This window comes from Ramlibacter sp. (assembly GCF_028291745.1).
GTDB lineage: Bacteria > Pseudomonadota > Gammaproteobacteria > Burkholderiales > Burkholderiaceae_C > Ramlibacter.
This window is the reverse complement of sequence record NZ_JAQGNQ010000041.1, coordinates 1-16,617: the sequence shown is the minus strand read 5'-3', so window position 1 is coordinate 16,617 and position 16,617 is coordinate 1. Positions and strand designations below refer to the sequence as shown.

Annotated in this window: 15 protein-coding genes and 1 pseudogene; 5 read left to right on the top strand and 11 right to left on the bottom strand. The window is 65.6% G+C overall.

The genetic code is table 11. The annotated features are described in order from the left end of the window. From JWP60_RS06245 to aceA, 10 genes are all read right to left on the bottom strand, one after another. A partial coding sequence (locus JWP60_RS06245) for a MerR family transcriptional regulator (RefSeq protein ID WP_299787891.1) occupies positions 1-151 on the bottom strand: 151 nt, incomplete at its 3' end. Between the two features lie 279 nt (positions 152-430). Beyond that, complete coding sequence (locus tag JWP60_RS06240; RefSeq protein WP_299787885.1) at positions 431-754, bottom strand: integration host factor subunit alpha; 324 nt, start codon at positions 752-754, stop codon at positions 431-433. Positions 755-805: 51 nt separating this feature from the next. Then, positions 806-3,223, bottom strand: coding sequence for a phenylalanine--tRNA ligase subunit beta (gene pheT, locus JWP60_RS06235; protein WP_299787883.1), 2,418 nt, complete (start codon positions 3,221-3,223; stop codon positions 806-808). Between the two features lie 24 nt (positions 3,224-3,247). After that, a complete protein-coding gene (gene pheS, locus JWP60_RS06230) occupies positions 3,248-4,312 on the bottom strand; it encodes a phenylalanine--tRNA ligase subunit alpha (RefSeq protein ID WP_299787881.1) in 1,065 nt (354 codons plus the stop codon). A gap of 91 nt (positions 4,313-4,403) precedes the next feature. Then, entirely contained in the window at positions 4,404-4,763 is a 360-nt protein-coding gene (gene rplT, locus JWP60_RS06225) for a 50S ribosomal protein L20 (RefSeq protein WP_299787879.1), read from the bottom strand. A 24-nt stretch (positions 4,764-4,787) separates the two neighbouring features. Beyond that, the gene (rpmI, locus tag JWP60_RS06220) at positions 4,788-4,991 is read right to left on the bottom strand and encodes a 50S ribosomal protein L35 (protein WP_299787877.1); all 204 of its coding nucleotides are present in this window, start codon (positions 4,989-4,991) and stop codon (positions 4,788-4,790) included. Between the two features lie 174 nt (positions 4,992-5,165). Beyond that, positions 5,166-5,768, bottom strand: coding sequence for a translation initiation factor IF-3 (infC, locus tag JWP60_RS06215; RefSeq protein ID WP_299787889.1), 603 nt, complete (start codon positions 5,766-5,768; stop codon positions 5,166-5,168). A gap of 86 nt (positions 5,769-5,854) precedes the next feature. Further along, positions 5,855-7,762, bottom strand: coding sequence for a threonine--tRNA ligase (gene thrS, locus JWP60_RS06210; protein WP_299787875.1), 1,908 nt, complete (start codon positions 7,760-7,762; stop codon positions 5,855-5,857). Between the two features lie 185 nt (positions 7,763-7,947). Continuing rightward, positions 7,948-8,145, bottom strand: a complete 198-nt coding sequence (locus JWP60_RS06205) for a hypothetical protein (protein ID WP_299787872.1) — start codon at positions 8,143-8,145, stop codon at positions 7,948-7,950. A gap of 178 nt (positions 8,146-8,323) precedes the next feature. Further along, positions 8,324-9,649, bottom strand: a complete 1,326-nt coding sequence (aceA, locus tag JWP60_RS06200; RefSeq protein ID WP_299787869.1) for an isocitrate lyase — start codon at positions 9,647-9,649, stop codon at positions 8,324-8,326. A 348-nt stretch (positions 9,650-9,997) separates the two neighbouring features. Here aceA and JWP60_RS06195 point away from each other — a divergent pair, with 348 nt between their 5' ends. After that, positions 9,998-10,930 carry a DMT family transporter gene (locus tag JWP60_RS06195; RefSeq protein ID WP_299787887.1) on the top strand — a complete coding sequence of 311 codons (933 nt, stop codon included), beginning with the start codon at positions 9,998-10,000 and terminating at the stop codon, positions 10,928-10,930. Between the two features lie 344 nt (positions 10,931-11,274). Beyond that, positions 11,275-11,715 (top strand): SWIB/MDM2 domain-containing protein, encoded by a 441-nt coding sequence (locus JWP60_RS06190; RefSeq protein WP_299787866.1) that lies wholly within the window; start codon positions 11,275-11,277, stop codon positions 11,713-11,715. Between the two features lie 96 nt (positions 11,716-11,811). Here the strand turns inward: JWP60_RS06190 and JWP60_RS06185 are convergent, their stop codons facing one another. Then, positions 11,812-13,536 carry a thiamine pyrophosphate-binding protein gene (locus JWP60_RS06185; RefSeq protein ID WP_299787863.1) on the bottom strand — a complete coding sequence of 575 codons (1,725 nt, stop codon included), beginning with the start codon at positions 13,534-13,536 and terminating at the stop codon, positions 11,812-11,814. Between the two features lie 39 nt (positions 13,537-13,575). Here JWP60_RS06185 and JWP60_RS06180 point away from each other — a divergent pair, with 39 nt between their 5' ends. The 3 genes and pseudogenes from JWP60_RS06180 to JWP60_RS06170 form a co-directional block, all read left to right on the top strand. Next, positions 13,576-14,226, top strand: a complete 651-nt coding sequence (locus tag JWP60_RS06180) for a TetR family transcriptional regulator (protein ID WP_299787860.1) — start codon at positions 13,576-13,578, stop codon at positions 14,224-14,226. 100 nt (positions 14,227-14,326) lie between these two features. Next, positions 14,327-15,490 (top strand): Gfo/Idh/MocA family oxidoreductase, encoded by a 1,164-nt coding sequence (locus JWP60_RS06175; protein WP_299787857.1) that lies wholly within the window; start codon positions 14,327-14,329, stop codon positions 15,488-15,490. A gap of 1 nt (position 15,491) precedes the next feature. Continuing rightward, positions 15,492-16,617, top strand: a pseudogene (locus JWP60_RS06170) (dihydrodipicolinate synthase family protein); the annotation flags it as partial.

The following is a 16,617-nucleotide window of genomic DNA, read 5'->3' as shown; positions in this document are numbered from 1 at the left end:
AGCGCCGGTTGCCGCGCCGCTTCATGGGCCGCAGCTGGGTGAACTCCTGCTCCCAATACCGTAGCACGTGAGGCTTGACGCCGCACAGCTCGCTGACCTCACCGATGGTGAAGTAGCGCTTGGCGGGGATGGCGGGCAGGCCTTTCTCCATTGAAATCAATCTACTAGGAGAGAAAGCTTCGAGGTTACTCTAAGACCGCGCGATCTGCAAAGCGCGGCCGCGAAGGGCGTGGGCAGCACGTGGTCAGAATGCGGACATCCGGACGCAGAAGACGCAGAAGTGCCGCAGAAGACGCAAAAGAATCGAAATAAGGACGGCCCTTGCAAACGGAAGCTGCGCGCGCAAACGCACAGAAAACCTTGAAGGTTTTTCTGCGCCTTCTGCGCACCTTCTGCGCCTTCTGCGTCCGGATGTCCGCTTTCGACGGCCTCAGCCCTCGCCATTCCCCTGGATCTGCTCCTTGAGCTTGTGGCTGGCGTGGAAGGTGACCACGCGGCGGGCTTCGATGGGGATGGCTTCGCCGGTGCGCGGGTTGCGCCCCGGGCGCGGGGCCTTGGTGCGGATCTGGAAATTGCCGAAGCCCGAGATCTTCACGTCCTGCCCGTCGACCAGGCTGGCGGAGATCAGGTCGAAGAAGGCGTCGATCATGTCCTTGGACTCGCGCTTGTTCAGCCCGATCTGTTCGAACAGCAGCTCCGCCAGCTGCGCCTTCGTCAATGCCGGGGTCTCCAGGCTCTCGACGGCAAACTCCATGATGTCCTCTGTCCTGACTGCTGCTGTTGTTGTCGTGAGGTCTGCCATGCCCTATCCCCTCAGGCGGCCGCCCAGGTGCGTGGAGATGCGTTGCACCACCGCGCGCACGGCCGCTTCGATCTGTTCGTCGGTCAGTGTCGCGTCGCTGCGCGCGAGCGTCAAGCGCACAGCCAGGCTCTTCTCGTCCAGGGCGAGGCCCGCGCTCGCCTGCTGCGGCTTGTACACGTCGAACAGCATGGCATCGCGCAACAGGCCGCCAGTGTCCGCGGAGCGGATCGCGGCCAGCAGCTGGTCGTGCGTGACCTGCTCGCCGACGATCACCGCGATGTCGCGCTCGGCCGGCTGGAAGCGCGGCACTGGCTCGAACGCGGGCACCGCGCGCGCCGTCACCGCATCGAGATCGAGCTCGAACAGCAGCGGCGTCTGCGGCAGGTCCCATTGCTGGCGCCAGCGCGGATGCAGTTCGCCGACGAAGCCGACTTCGTGGCCGCCGATGCGGATGGCCGCGCAGCGCCCGGGGTGCATGGCCGGATGCTCGCCCGGCACGAACTCCGCCTGCAGCGGCGACAGCAGCGCCTGCACGTCACCCTTCATGTCGTAGAAGTCGCCGTGGGCCGCCTTGCGGGCCCACTGCAGTCCGTCGGGCGAGCCATAGGCCAGGCCCGCGATCTTCATCGGCTGGCGGACACCGCGCACCGTGGTGTCGGTGGTCTGCACGCCCGCGTCACGCTCGAACACGCGCCCGAGCTCGAAGACCCGCACGCGTTCCGCCTTGCGATCGAGGTTGAACTTCAGCACCTGCAGCAGCGAGCCGAGCAGCGAGGAGCGCATCACGCTCATCTGGCTGGCGATCGGGTTCAGCAGCTTGATCGGATCCGTCTTGCCGGCGAGGTCCCGTTCCCAGTGCGCCTCGACGAAGCTGAAGTTGATGGTTTCCTGGTAGCCCAGGGCGGCCAGCAGCCGGCGCACCGCGAACCGGCTGCGGCGGTTCTCGGGCGGCAGCTTGGCGGTGATGGGCGCCAGCGGCGGCGTGGTCGGCAGCTGCTGGTAGCCGATCACGCGCACGACCTCTTCGATCAGATCTTCCTCGATGGCGAGGTCGAAGCGATAGGCGGGCGGGGTGACGGTGATCACGCCCTGCTCCGCCTTGGCGGGCAGCTGCAGGCGCGCGAACGCATCCAGGCACTGCTGCTCGGAGATCGGCATGCCGATCACCTTGGCGGCACGGGCCACACGCAATTGCACGGGCTTGCGCTCGGGCATCTTGACGATCTGGTCGTCCATCGGGCCGGCCTCGCCGCCGCAGATCTCCAGGATCAGGCGCGTGATGTGCTCGATGTGGGCGACCGTCTGGCTCGGGTCGACGCCGCGCTCGAAGCGGTGGCCGGCATCGGTCGAGAAGTTGAAGCGGCGCGACCGGCCCTGCACGGCCTCGGGCCACCAGAAGGCCGCTTCGACGTACACGTTCTTCGTGTCGTCGGAGACCGCGGTGGCTTCGCCACCCATGATGCCGGCCAGCGACTCGACCTGCACGTCGTCGGCGATCACGCCGACCTTCTCGTCGACCGCGATGGTGTTGCCGTTCAGCAGCTTGAGCGACTCGCCCGCGCGGCCCCAGCGCACGTCCAGGCCGCCGTGGATCTTGTCGAAGTCGAAGATGTGCGTGGGCCGGCCGAACTCGAACATCACGTAGTTGGAGATGTCCACCAGCGCGCTCACGCTGCGCTGGCCGCAGCCGGCCAGGCGCTCCACCATCCATTGCGGCGTCTTCGCCTTCGTGTTCACGTTGCGGATCACGCGGCCGGAGAAGCGGCCGCAGAGATCCGGCGCAGTGACCTTGACCTTCAGCCTGGCGTCGCTGCGCGGCGCCACCGGCTCGAAGGTGGGCTGCGTCAAGGGCGTGCCGGTCAGTGCGGACAGCTCGCGCGCCACGCCGTACACGGACAGCGCGTGCGCGAGGTTGGGCGTGAGCTTGAGCGTGAAGAGGTGGTCGTCGAGATGGAGCACCTCGCGCACGTTGCTGCCGACGGCAGCGGAGGCATCCAGCTCCAGCAGGCCGCCGTGGTCGTCGGACAGCTGCAGTTCGCGCGCCGAGCACAGCATGCCCTGGCTCTCGACGCCGCGCAGCTTGCCCAGCTTGATCGCGAAGGGCTTGCCGTCCTCGCCCGGGGGCAGCTCGGCGCCGACCAGCGCGGTGGGCACCTTGATGCCGACACGCGCGTTGGGCGCGCCGCAGACGATGGTCAGCAAGGCGCCCTGCCCAACGTCCACCTGGCACACGCGCAGGCGGTCGGCGTTGGGATGCTGCACGGCCTCCTTGATCTCGCCGACCACGACCTTGCTGAAGGGCGGCGCCACCGGGCGCAGCTCCTCGACTTCGAGCCCGCCCATGGTGAGCGTGTCGGCAATCTGTTGCGTGGTCAGCGGCGGGTTGCAGAACGCGCGCAGCCAGGACTCGGGGAATTGCATGTCTTCTCGTGAAAGCGGATTCGGTTAGCGGAACTGCCTGAGGAAGCGGATGTCGCCGTCGAAGAACAGGCGCAGGTCGCTCACGCCATAACGCAGCATCGTCAGCCGGTCCGGGCCCATGCCGAAGGCAAAGCCGATGTGCTTCTCGGGGTCCAGGCCCATGTTGCGCACGACCGCCGGATGCACCTGGCCCGAGCCCGCGACCTCGAGCCAGCGGCCGGCCAGCGGTCCGCTCTGGAACTGGATGTCGATCTCGGCGCTGGGCTCGGTGAAGGGGAAGAAGCTCGGACGAAAGCGTAGCGCGAGATCGTCGCTCTCGAAGAAGGTGCGGCAGAAATCGGTGAAGACGACCTTCAGGTCCTTGAAGCTCACGTTCTCGCCCAGCCACAGGCCTTCGCACTGGTGGAACATCGGCGAGTGGGTCGCGTCGCTGTCGACGCGGTACGTGCGTCCCGGCGCGATCACGCGAATCTCCGGCATCGGCTCGCCACGCTTGACCGCATCGGCGTAGCGCTTGATGTGCTGGTGCGCATAACGCACCTGCATCGGGCTGGTGTGCGGGCGCAGGTTGTAGGGGATGCCGTCGTCGCCGTCGATGTCCACGTAGAACGTGTCCTGCATGGAGCGCGCGGGGTGGTTGGGCGGGTTGTTCAGCGAGGTGAAGCTGTGCCAGTCGCTTTCGATCTCGGGGCCGTCGGCCACGTCGAAGCCCATGCTGGCGAAGATCTGCTCGATGCGCTCCAGCGTCAGCGACACGGGATGCAGGCCGCCCGGCTCGCGGATACGACCGGGCAGCGACACGTCCAGCGCCTCGGCGCGCAACTGCGCTGCGAGCTCGGCGTCGGCCAGCGCCTGGCGGCGCTCGGTCAGTGCCGCCTCGATCGCCTGCTTGGCCTGGTTGATCGCGGCGCCGCGGCTCTTCTTCTCCTCGACGGAGAGCGTGGCCAGGCCCTTCATCAACTCGGTGATGCGGCCGGACTTGCCGACGTACTGCGCCTTGGCGTTCTCGAGGTCCGCGGGCGTGCTCGCGGACGCGAAGGCGGTGCGCGCGGCAGCGACGATGGCTTCGAATTCTTGGGTGGTGGTCATGGGAAAAAAACAGGGCCAGGTCCTTGCGGCCCCGGCCCTGTCCTTGTTGGTTGCACCAGGCACCGCCTTGCGGCGGCACCCACCGCGAACATCAGGCAGCCAGCTTGGCCTTCACCTGGTTCACGATGCCGGTAAACGCCTCCGGGTCGTGGTAGGCGATATCGGCCAGGACCTTGCGGTCGATGTCGATGCCCGCCTTGCGGATCCCGTTGGCGAACTGGCTGTAGGTCAGGCCGTTCATGCGCGCGGCGGCGTTGATACGGGCAATCCACAGCTGGCGGAAGACGCGCTTCTTGGCACGACGGTCGCGGTAGGCATATTGCCCCGCCTTCATCACCGCCTCCTTGGCGATGCGGAAGACGTTACCGCGGCGGCCGCGGAAACCCTTGGCTAGGGCGAGGACCTTCTTGTGACGGGCACGAGCCGTGACACCACGTTTGACGCGAGGCATGTGTGTTCTCCTTCTTCGTCTACGTTAGATGCCAGCGAACGGCAACATCTGCGCCATGTGACCCATGTTGGTCTCATGCACAGCGGTCGACCCACGCAGGTGGCGCTTGTTCTTGGTGGACTTCTTGGTCAGGATGTGACGCTTGAAGGCCTGGCCGCGCTTGACGGTCCCGCCGGGACGCACGCGGAAGCGCTTCTTGGCTCCGCTCTTGGTCTTCATCTTGGGCATTTGCATGCTCCTTCTTCATTTGTGCTCGTGAGGCGTCGCGGGAAAAAACTCCCGCTCCTTGATGGCCCCGAGCCACTTTTTCGTGGCGAGTCGAAACCCGCCACTTGGGGAAAGCGCAAGGCTTTCCCCTCGCCACCACCGCGGCGACGAACCGTGATGGCTTTGAAACTGTCCTTACGCCGTCGTCGCCGGGCTAGCGGCAGGTTCGGCGGCCGGCTTCACCGGGCCCGGCTTCTTCTTGCCGGGGGCGATCATCATGATCATCTGCCGGCCCTCGAGCTTGGGAAACTGTTCCACGAGGATGGTGTCGCCCAGGTCGTCGCGGATGCGCTGCAGCAGCGCCATGCCGATTTCCTGGTGCGTGATCTCGCGGCCGCGAAAGCGCAGCGTGATCTTGCACTTGTCCCCTTCGGCCAGGAAACGGCGGATGTTGCGCAACTTGATGTTGTAGTCGCCATCATCCGTGCCCGGGCGGAACTTGATTTCCTTGATCTCGATGACCGTCTGCTTGGATTTCGCTTCCGCTGCCTTCTTCTGCTCCTGGTACTTGAACTTGCCGTAGTCCATCAGCCGGCAGACCGGCGGACTGGCAGTGGCGGCAATTTCTACCAGGTCGACGTCTGCCTCGCCGGCCATGCGGAGGGCGTCTTGCAGACTCACGATGCCCAGGGGCTCGTTGTTGGGTCCGCTCAAGCGGACTTCCGGGGCCATGATCTCCCGGTTCAGGCGGTGCTTGCGTTCCTCGCGCTGGCGGCGGTCGCGAAATTCAGTAGCGATGGTCGTGTATCCTTCAATTCAATTAGCTACAGAAGCTGTAGCAACACCGTCAAGGTGGGCGCGGGCAGCGTTGGATCGGTGAAGATTCAGCGCTTGCTGGCGACGTCCTCGGCGATTCTCCTGGAGAATTCTTCGAGGGGCATCACCCCGAGATCCTTGTTGCCCCGGGCGCGCACCGCGACGGCACCAGCCGCCCTCTCCTTGTCACCGACGACAAGGAGGTAAGGCGGCTTTTGCAGCGAATGCTCTCGTATTTTATACGTAATCTTCTCATTGCGCAGATCCGTCTCCACCCTAAGCCCTTGATTCCTCAGCGTTTTGGCAATGTCCCTGACGTAATCGGACTGCGCGTCCGTGATGTTCAGCACGATGGCCTGCACCGGCGCCAGCCAGGCGGGCAGCGCGCCGGCGTGCTGCTCGATCAGGATGCCGATGAAACGCTCGAGGCTGCCGACGATGGCGCGGTGCAGCACCACGGGCCGGTGGCGTGCGCCGTCTTCGCCGACGTACTCGGCATCGAGGCGCTCGCTGAGGTTGAAGTCCACCTGCATCGTGCCGACCTGCCACTGCCGGCCGATCGCGTCCTTGAGCGTGTACTCGATCTTCGGACCGTAGAAGGCGCCATCGCCGGGGGAGATGCTGAACTCGCAGCCGCTGCGCCGCAGCGACTCCATCAGCGCGTTTTCGGCCTTGTCCCATAGCTCATCGGAGCCGATGCGCGCGGCCGGCCGCGTGGCCACCTTGTAGATGATCTCGGTGAAGCCGAAGTCCGCGTACACCTTGTGCAGGACCCTCGTGAACTCCTCGCATTCGGGGAGGATGTGGTCCTCCGTGCAGAAGATGTGGCCGTCGTCCTGCGTGAAGGCGCGCACGCGCATGATGCCGTGCAGGCCGCCCGAGGGCTCGTTGCGGTGGCACTGGCCGAACTCGCCGTAGCGCAGCGGCAGGTCGCGGTAGCTCCTCACGCCCTGCTTGAAGATGATCACGTGGCCGGGGCAGTTCATCGGCTTCAACGCGTACTCGCGCTTCTCCGATTCGGTCGTGAACATGTTCTCGCGGTACTTGTCCCAGTGGCCCGTCTTCTCCCACAGCGACTTGTCCAGGATCTGCGGTCCCTTGACCTCCTGGTAGCCGTTGTCGCGATAGACCTGGCGCATGTACTGCTCCACCGCCTGCCAGATGGCCCAGCCGCGCGGATGCCAGAAGACGACGCCGGGCGCGTGTTCATCGACGTGGAACAGATCGAGCTCGCGGCCGAGGCGCCGGTGGTCGCGCTTCTCCGCCTCCTCCAGCATCGTCAGGTACTGCTGCAGTTCTTCCTTCGAAGCCCAGGCCGTGCCGTAGACGCGCTGCAGCATCTCGTTGCGATGGTCCCCGCGCCAGTAGGCACCGGCCACCTTCATCAACTTGAAGTGCCTCAGCTTGCCCGTGCTGGGCACGTGCGGGCCGCGGCACAGGTCCTCGAAGCCGCCCTCGGCATACAACGAGACGTCCTCGCCCGCGGGGATGCTGCCGATGATCTCGGCCTTGTAGGCCTCGCCCATTTCCTTGAAGTGCCGGATGGCCTCGTCGCGCGGCAGCACGCGGCGCGTGACCGGCTCGTCCCTGGCCGCGAGCTCGCCCATGCGCTTCTCGATGGCAGCCAGGTCCTCGGGCGTGAAGGGCCGCTTGTACGCGAAGTCGTAATAGAAGCCGTTCTCGATCACCGGGCCGATCGTCACCTGGGCGTCGGGATAGAGCTCCTTGACGGCATAGGCCAGCAGGTGCGCCGTGGAGTGGCGGATCACGTCCAGGCCTTCGGGGTCCTTGGCGGTGACGATGGCGAGTTTCGCGTCGCGCTCGATCTTGTAGGCGGTGTCGACCACCTTGCCGTCGACCTTGCCGGCGAGCGCGGCCTTGGCCAGGCCGGAGCCGATGGAGGCGGCCACCTCGGCCACCGTCACGGAGCCGGGAAACTGGCGTTGCGAGCCATCGGGAAGCGTGATGTTGATCATGGTTGCAAGGGCATCATGGAATGAAAAAAGCGCGGCGGCAGCCGCGCTTTCCAGTGAGACGATGCAACTCGGAGACGCGCGACCACCCGGCCGCTAGCGGGCCGTGGAACCTTCCGGGGGCGTTCGCGGTGTCATAACCATGATGCCTTTCTCGCTCTTGTTGCTGGTGTCCGCAGGCGCCAATTCTAACCCGCAGGCACGAAACCGGTTCCGAAGCACGAGGCGCACTCGGTGACGATGGTCTGCTTCTCCACCTCGAAATCCTCGGTGATGTTCTCGCTGTCGATGCGCAGCTGCCCCGTGCCCTCGCAATCGGAGCAGCGCTTGCCACCGCTCAGCTCGCGCAGGTTGAACACGCCGGTCTTGTCCTCGCTGGATGCCATTGCCGCTCCCTGGTCTGCCTGGATAGCTCGACTGTAACGAGGCTCGCCATGGGAGACAAGAGTGGCGGTAGAGTCGTAGGGTGGGATGCGCGCAGCGCACCCCACCATGGCGGCCGCAAGGTGGAGCGGCCTGCGGCCGTTCCACCCTACGGGGACGTGAGCCCCAGCCCGGCCTGGCTCAGGCCGCCTTCTTCTCCTCGAAGAACTGCTCGTCTTCCGTCGACCCTTTCAAGGCGGCCGTCGAAGCCTGCGCCTCGATGGTCGTGGTGACCGCATCGAAGTAACCGGTGCCCACCTCGCGCTGGTGCTTCACGGCGGTGAAGCCCTTCTCGGCCGCCGCGAACTCCTTTTGCTGCAGTTCCACGAAAGCGCTCATGTTGTTGCGCGCATAGCCGTGGGCCAGCTCGAACATCGAGTAGTTCAGGCTGTGGAAGCCGGCCAGCGTGATGAACTGGAACTTGTACCCCATCGCGCCCAGCTCCTGCTGGAAGCGGGCGATCGTGGCGTCGTCCAGGTTCTTCTTCCAGTTGAAGGACGGCGAGCAGTTGTACGCCAGCAGCTTGCCGGGGAATCTGGCGTGGATCGAGTCGGCAAAGGCCTTGGCAAAGGCCAGGTCAGGCGTGCCGGTCTCGCACCAGAGCAGGTCCACGTATTCCGCATAAGCCAGGCCGCGGCTGACCGCCTGCTCCAGTCCATTGCGGCTGCGGTAAAAGCCCTCGACGGTGCGCTCGCCGGTGAAGAACGGCTGGTCGTTCTCGTCGACGTCGGTCGTTACCAGGTCGGCCGCTTCCGCGTCGGTGCGTGCCAACAGGACGGTGGGCGTCCCCATCACGTCCGCAGCGAGCCGGGCTGCCACCAGTTTGGAGACGGCTTCGCGCGTCGGCACCAGCACCTTGCCGCCCATGTGGCCGCACTTCTTGGCGGCGGCGAGCTGGTCTTCGAAGTGGACGCCGGCGGCGCCTGCCTCGATCATCGACTTCATCAGCTCGAATGCGTTCAGCACGCCGCCGAAGCCTGCTTCGGCATCCGCCACGATCGGCGCGAAGTAGTCGACGAAGCCCTCGTCGCCCTGGCTCTTGCCCTCGCTCCACTGGATCTGGTCGGCGCGGGTGAAGGTGGCGTTGATCTTCTTCACCACCTTTGGCACCGAGTCCACCGAGTACAGCGACTGGTCCGGGTACATCTCGCCATTGGTGTTGGCGTCTCCGGCCACCTGCCAACCCGAGAGGTAGATCGCCTTCAGGCCCGCCTTCACCTGCTGCATCGCCTGGTTGCCCGTCAGCGCGCCCAGGGTGTTGACGAAGGGCTCGCTGTTGATCAGGCTCCACAGCTTCTCGGCGCCTCGCTTTGCGAGCGTGTGCTCGACCTGCACGGAACCGCGCAGCTTGACAACGTCGGCGGCGCTGTAGCCGCGCTTGATGCCCTTCCAGCGCGGATTCTCCGCCCAGTCCTTTTCAAGCTGGGCGATCTGCTGTTGGCGGGTTAGGTGGGTCCAGTTGCTCATGAAGTTCACTCCGGTTGATTGAAAACGCCGGGCCGGGCGCTGCGATCGCGGTGCTGCGGCCATGGAATGACTTTAAGTCTTGTAGAAGACTTTTTCATCTCTTATGTCTTATAGAAGACAATTATTTTTTTCGTTTAAAATCAACCATCTAAGACATTAGTTTCGCAGTATGGAATCACTTTTCTCATATCAAGAAATTATTCCGCACCGCAGCATGTTCGTCTTCCACATTGCAAAACGCCTTTGCGCCACAACAATGGGCATGCGCCCCGCTGCTGCGGCATCATCCGCGCCTGACGCGTGCCATGTCGGCACCCCGCGACCGGACACCCCGCCCCCGTGAATCACCTGCCCAGCCGCCCTGCCGCGTACTTCTGCCTCGCCTTGAGCATGTCGCTGGTGGGCAGCTATGTCGCACTGTCCAGACCGCTGGTGGGCGCGATCCCGGTGTTCCTGCTGGCCTGGATGCGGTTCGGCATCGGCGGCGCTGCGATGCTGCACTGGCTGCCGAAACCGGCAGGCGAGCCACCGCTGACGCAGCAGACCCGGCGCCTGCTCTTTCTCGAATCGTTCCTCGGCAACTTCCTGTTCTCGCTCTGCATGCTGTTCGGCGTGAGCATGACCAGCGCGGTCTCCGCTGGCGTGATCATGGCTTCGATCCCCGCAGTCGTCGCCCTCATGAGCTGGGCCTTCCTGCGCGAACGCATCGGCCTGCGCACCTGGGCCGCCGTGGCATGCGCCGCGACCGGTATCGCCTTGCTCGCGTTCACCGACCGCGGCGCGCCTGCCCACGAGGGCGCCTGGGGCCCCGCCTCCGGCGCCTGGCTCGGCAACCTGCTGGTGCTCGGGGCGGTGGTCTGCGAAGCGTCGTATGCCGTGATCGGCAAGAAGCTCACTGCGGCCCTGGGGCCGAAGCGAATCACGTCCCTCATCAACCTGTGGGGGTTCGCGCTCGTCACACCGTTCGGCTTGCACGCCGCCCTGCGGTTCGACTTCGCGGCCGTGCCCCCCGGCATCTGGCTGCTGCTGCTGTTCTACTCGCTGGCCGCGAGCATCTGGACGGTCTGGCTGTGGATGACGGGACTGAAGGTGGTCCACGCCTCGCAGGCTGGCGTCTTCACCGTCATGCTGCCTGTCGCCGCCGCCCTGGTCGGCGTCTTCGTGCTCGGAGAGCGCCTGACAGGCGGCCAGCTTGTGGCGTTCGCCATCGCCCTCGCGGGCGTGCTGCTGGCGACGCTGCCGGCCCGTCCGGCGGCCGCTGCGGGGCGGCAGCAGCGCTGACGGTGCGCGCCACCCGATCGTCAATTCTCTTGCAGTGGCGCGGTGTTGATGGCGCTTCCTCTCGCGCTGCGTGAGCAGTCACCGCGGCCCTGTGCACCGCCATCGAGGGCGAGCATGAAGGCCGCCAATGGAGCAGCGGGCGACACGCGCACGCATCGCCGCACGCGTTTTTGCTCGTCTTCAGAGGGGAAACAGGGCGAAAACGGCAACGAAAAAAACAACACGCCAGAGTGAAAAAAGTCGTTTTTCGCTTGGAAACGCGTTTTTTCTCCAGTAGCATCCGCAGTGCCAGAGGGAATGCAGGTTCTCGCTGGTGATTAATCAACTTCTAGAAGGAAATAATCATGGCAACTGCGAAAAAAGCTGCGGCAAAAAAATCAGCCGCAAAGAAGGCTCCCGCGAAGAAGGCTGCACCGGCAAAAAAGGCAGCAGCGAAGAAGGCCCCGGCGAAGAAGGCTGCACCGGCAAAAAAGGCAGCTGCGAAGAAGGCAGCACCCGCGAAGAAGGCAACTGCGAAAAAGGCTCCGGCCAAGAAGCGCACGCCGAACGCCGCCTTCATGAAGGCGCTGACCCCGAGCCCGCAACTGGCCGCTGTGGTGGGCTCCGCTCCGCTGCCGCGCACCGAAGTCGTGAGCAAGCTGTGGGCCTACATCAAGAAGAACAAGCTGCAGGACTCCGTGAACAAGCGCATGGTCAATGCCGACGCCAAGCTGAAGGAAATCTTCGGCAAGGCGCAGGTCTCCATGTTCGAGATGGCCGGCCTGATCGGCAAGCACGTCAAGTAAAGCAGGATCTGCTTGATGGATCAGGGCCGCTCACGCGGCCCTTTTCTTTTGGCGATGCGCAGAGGCAGGCTGCGGCACCGAGTCCGGGATGACTCCTCACTGCTTCTTCAGCGCGGCCTGCGTGATTGCGCTGAGGGTGCCCCGGGTGGTGATCACCTCCGGGTCGAGCGTGATCTCGATCAGCGTGCCTTGCTCGCGCTCCATCGCCGCGATGAACTCGGCTTCGAAGTCGGCGCTGCGGCTGATGCGGACACCGGCGTAGCCATAGGCGCGCGCCAGCGCGGCGAAATCCGGGTTCGACAGGTTCGAGCCGCTGATGTGGGCCGGGTAGTCGCGCTCCTGGTGCATGCGGATGGTGCCGTACATGCCGTTGTTCAACAGCACGATGATCGTCTTGGCGCCGTGCTGCACCGCGGTTGCCAGTTCCTGCCCGTTCATCAGGAAGTCGCCGTCGCCCGCGATGGTGAAGACCGTGCGTCCCGTCGCGATGCTGGCGGCGATGCCGGCAGGCACGCCGTAGCCCATCGAGCCGTTGGTCGGCGCCAGCTGCGTCTTGACGCCCTTCGCCAGGCCGGAGTGCCGGAAGAAGCGGTGTACCCAGCTCGCGAAGTTGCCGGCCCCGTTGGTCAGCACCGCATCGGCCGGCAGGTGCTTTTGCAGCACCGCAACGATCGCCGGCATGTCCACCACGCCGCGCGGGGTGTCGCCGTTCAGTCTCGGCAGCGCTTGCGGCACGAGGTTTCCTTCGTAGTCGGCATGCGCCTCGCGCGACCAGCCGTCCCACGGCACGGTGGGCGGCGCGGTGAGCACTTCGAGCGACCGCGCCGCCGCGTTCATGGTTGCATTGATCGCCAGGTCGGCCTGGTACACGCGGTTCAGTTCCTCCGCGCTGCCGTGGATGTGGACCAGCTTCTGCTGCGAGCGCGGCGCGGTGAGGAGGGTGTAGCCGCCGGTGGTCATCTCGCCCAGCCGTGGCCCGATCGCGATCACCAGGTCGCTTTCCTTGATGCGCGCGGCCAGCTTCGGGTTCAGGCCGATGCCCACGTCGCCCGCGTACAGCGGATGGAAGTTGTCGAAGGTATCCTGGTAACGAAAGGCGTTGCCGACCGGCAGCTTCCAGTTCTCGGCGAATCGCTGCAGCGCCTGCGCCGACTGCACCGTCCAGCCGCCGCCGCCGGCGATCACGAACGGCTTGTTCGACGCCAGCAGCATCTCGCGCAGCCGGCGCAGCGACCCAGGGTCGCTCCAGGCTTCGACCGGCTCCACGCGCCCCAGCGGGCGCGCCGCCACGGCCTTCGTGAGCATGTCCTCCGGCAGCACCAGCACCACCGGGCCGGGCCGCCCGTTCATGGCGGTGGCGAAGGCGCGCATCACGTACTCGGGAATGCGCTCCGGGTCGTCGATGCGCTCGACGCGCTTGGCCATGCCGCGGGTGCCCGGGCCGAAGAAGTGGCCGTAGTCGAGTTCCTGGAAGGCCTCGCGGTCGCGCTGCTCGGCGGCCACGTCTCCGACGAACAGCACCATCGGCGTCGAGTCCTGGAAAGCGGTGTGGATGCCGATCGAGGCGTTGGTGGCGCCCGGGCCCCGCGTGACGAAGCAAATGCCCGGCCGGTTGGTCAGCTTGCCGTGGGCCTCGGCCATGTAGGCTGCGCCGCCCTCCTGCCGGTTGATCACAAAGGTGATCCGGTCCCGGTACTTGTGGAAGCCGTCGAGCGCGGCGAGGTAGCTCTCGCCGGGAACGCCGAAGGCATGCGTCACGCCCTGCGCGACCAGGCACTCGACGAGAAGGTGGCCTGCGATCTGCTCGTGATCAACGCTCATGGTCTTGACTTTATTAACTAAACGGTGAATTATCGATCCATGACACGAGACACCACCCCGGTCGCGGAAGAGCGCCAGCGCGACGCCGACCGCTCGCAGGGCACCATCTTAGCGGCGGCCCGCGATGAATTCGCGGAGTACGGCCTGGGCGGCGCGCGGATGGACCGCATCGCCGAGCGCGCGAGCCTCAACAAGCGGCTGATCTACTACTACTTCGCGGACAAGGAGGCGCTGTTCCAGGCGGTACTGGAGCAAGCCTACCGCGACATCCGCGAACAGGAGCGCAAGCTCAACCTGCTGGACGTGGCGCCGGCCGAAGCCCTGCGGCGGCTGGTGGAGTTCACCTGGAATTACTACCTGGCGCACCCCGAGTTCCTCACCCTGCTGAACAGCGCGAACCTGCACCGCGCGCGGCATCTGCAAGGGTCCAGGCGGGCGCGCGAGATGAACTCGCCGCTGATCGAGATGCTGGCCGAGATCCTGGAGCGCGGCCGCAAGGACGGCAGTTTCCGCGGCGGCGTCGATCCGCTGCAGCTCTATGTCTCGATCGCCGGCCTGTCCTATTTCTACCTATCGAACAACCACACGCTGTCGGCGATTTTCGGGCGCGACCTGATGACCGCGAAGGCGCGGCATGAACGGCTGGCCCACATGTGCGATGTCATCCTGGGCTACGTGCTGCGCGCCTGAAGCGCCGCTTGCCCAACGCGCACGTCTCACTATAATTCACCCTTTGGTTAATTAAACCCGGAGGGCGCAGAGCCTTCCGGCCGCATCAAAAGGAAGGCCGATGGCAACCCAACGACTCGGAATCATCATGCACGGCGTCACCGGGCGCATGGGCATGAACCAGCACCTGATCCGCTCCATTCTCGCGATCCGCAGCCAGGGCGGCGTGACGCTGTCCAACGGCGACAAGGTGATGCCCGACCCGATCCTGATCGGCCGCAACGCCGACAAGATCCAGGCCCTCGCAAAGGCGCACGGGGTCGAGCGCTGGGGCACCGACCTGGACCAGGCGCTGGCCAATCCGGACGACACGGTCTTCTTCGATGCGGGCACCACGCAGATGCGGCCGACGCTGCTGGCCAAGGCGATCCGCGCCGGCAAGCACGTCTATTGCGAAAAGCCGATCGCGACCAACCTCAACGAGGCCGTGGAAGTGGCGCGACTGGCGGAGCAGTCGGGCCTCAAGCACGGTGCGGTGCAGGACAAGCTGTTCCTGCCCGGACTGCGCAAGCTCGACATGCTGCGGCGTGCCGGCTTCTTCGGCAAGATGCTGTCGGTGCGGCTGGAGTTCGGCTACTGGGTGTTCGAGGGCGACCTGCAGCCAATCCAGCGTCCGAGCTGGAATTACCGCACCGAGGACGGCGGCGGCATGATCCTCGACATGATGTGCCACTGGCGCTATGTGCTCGACAACCTGTTCGGCGAAGTGAAGTCCATCTCCTGCATCGGTGCCACGCACATCCCGCAGCGCTGGGACGAGGAAGGCAAACCGTACAAGTCGACTGCCGACGACGCCGCCTACGCAACCGCCGAACTGGTGGGCCACAACGGCGAGCCGGTGATCGCACAGATGAACATGTCGTGGGCCACCCGGGTGCGGCGCGACGACCTCGTCACCTTCCATGTGGACGGCACGCACGGCTCCGCCGTCGCCGGCCTGCAGGAATGCCGCGCCCAGAGCCGCGTCACGACGCCGCGCCCGGTGTGGAACCCCGACGTGAAGCAGACCATGAACTTCCTCGACCAGTGGCAGGAAGTGCCCGACTCGCAGGTCTACGACAATGGCTTCAAGATCCAGTGGGAGCACTTCATCCGGCACGTGGTGGAGAACGCGCCCTATCGCTGGACGCTGCCGGAAGGGGCGAAGGGCGTGCAGCTGGTCGAGGCCGCGCTGCAAAGCTGGAAGGAACGGCGCTGGGTCGACGTGCCGGCGCTGCAGGTCTGACATGACACTCGCGCTGCAACTCCCAACCACCGGTGGCAAGCTCGTCCAGTACACCTTGAGCGGTAACGCGCCGGTCCGGCCGGCCAAGGGAATCAAGTTAAACCGGATCGACTAGACGGACGCGCACGAGGTTTCCGATCCCCGCGCCGCAATCGATCCCTGGCTGCAGAGTGCCGTCGACTGGGACGCGACCATCGGCTACCGCCAGTACCTCTGGTCGCTCGGCCTCGGAGTGGCGGAAGCGATGGACACGGCGCAGCGCGGCATGGGCCTGGACTGGCCGACCTCGCTGGAGCTGATCCGCCGTTCGCTCGATGCGGCCAGGGACGTGCCGGGCGCGCTGATCGCTTCCGGCTGCGGGACCGACCACCTCGTGCCGGATGACGTCAAGACCGTCGACGACGTCATTGCCGGCTACGAGGAGCAGATGGCTGCGATCGAAAAGCTCGGGGGCAGGCTGGTGGTGATGGCCAGCCGCGCGCTGGCCCGTGTGGCCACCGGCCCCGCCGATTACGAGCGCGTCTACGACCGCATCCTGTCGCAGGCGCAGCAGCCCGTGGTGCTGCACTGGCTCGGGGACATGTTCGATCCGGCGCTCGCGGGCTATTGGGGGAGCGCGGACGTCGATGCTGCGATGGACACCGCGCTCGGCGTGATCGCCGCCCGGCCCGACAAGGTCGACGGCATCAAGATCTCGCTGCTGGACAAGGACAAGGAAATCGCGATGCGCCGCCGGTTGCCCCCGGGCGTGCGCATGTACACCGGCGACGACTTCAACTACGCGGAGCTGATCGCCGGCGACGGTTTCGGGACCGAACCGGAAAACGGCAAGAGCCACGCGCTGCTTGGAATCTTCGACGCGATTGCGCCGGCCGCCAGCGCCGCGCTCGGCGAACTGGCGCGTGGCAACGTCGAGAAGTTCCACGCGATCCTCGGGCCCACCGTGCCCTTGTCGCGCCACATCTTTGCGGCGCCGACGCGCTTCTACAAGACCGGCGTGGTGTTCATGGCATGGCTGAACGGCCACCAGGACCACTTCACCATGGTCGGCGGCCAGCAGAGCACCCGTTCGCTGCCGCACCTGGCCGAGTTGTTCCGCCTCGCCGATGCGGCGAACCTGCTGGAGC

Excerpts from the sequence above, each read along its gene's own strand:
- JWP60_RS06190 (WP_299787866.1), top strand. The coding sequence starts at position 11,275 with ATGGCAACTGCGAAAAAAGCTGCGGCAAAAAAATCAGCCGCAAAGAAG.
- thrS (WP_299787875.1), bottom strand. The coding sequence starts at position 7,762 with ATGATCAACATCACGCTTCCCGATGGCTCGCAACGCCAGTTTCCCGGC.
- aceA (WP_299787869.1), bottom strand. The coding sequence starts at position 9,649 with ATGAGCAACTGGACCCACCTAACCCGCCAACAGCAGATCGCCCAGCTT.
- JWP60_RS06205 (WP_299787872.1), bottom strand. The coding sequence starts at position 8,145 with ATGGCATCCAGCGAGGACAAGACCGGCGTGTTCAACCTGCGCGAGCTG.
- rpmI (WP_299787877.1), bottom strand. The coding sequence starts at position 4,991 with ATGCCCAAGATGAAGACCAAGAGCGGAGCCAAGAAGCGCTTCCGCGTG.
- rplT (WP_299787879.1), bottom strand. The coding sequence starts at position 4,763 with ATGCCTCGCGTCAAACGTGGTGTCACGGCTCGTGCCCGTCACAAGAAG.
- JWP60_RS06175 (WP_299787857.1), top strand. The coding sequence starts at position 14,327 with ATGGCAACCCAACGACTCGGAATCATCATGCACGGCGTCACCGGGCGC.
- JWP60_RS06180 (WP_299787860.1), top strand. The coding sequence starts at position 13,576 with ATGACACGAGACACCACCCCGGTCGCGGAAGAGCGCCAGCGCGACGCC.
- pheT (WP_299787883.1), bottom strand. The coding sequence starts at position 3,223 with ATGCAATTCCCCGAGTCCTGGCTGCGCGCGTTCTGCAACCCGCCGCTG.
- JWP60_RS06240 (WP_299787885.1), bottom strand. The coding sequence starts at position 754 with ATGGAGTTTGCCGTCGAGAGCCTGGAGACCCCGGCATTGACGAAGGCG.
- JWP60_RS06185 (WP_299787863.1), bottom strand. The coding sequence starts at position 13,536 with ATGAGCGTTGATCACGAGCAGATCGCAGGCCACCTTCTCGTCGAGTGC.
- pheS (WP_299787881.1), bottom strand. The coding sequence starts at position 4,312 with ATGACCACCACCCAAGAATTCGAAGCCATCGTCGCTGCCGCGCGCACC.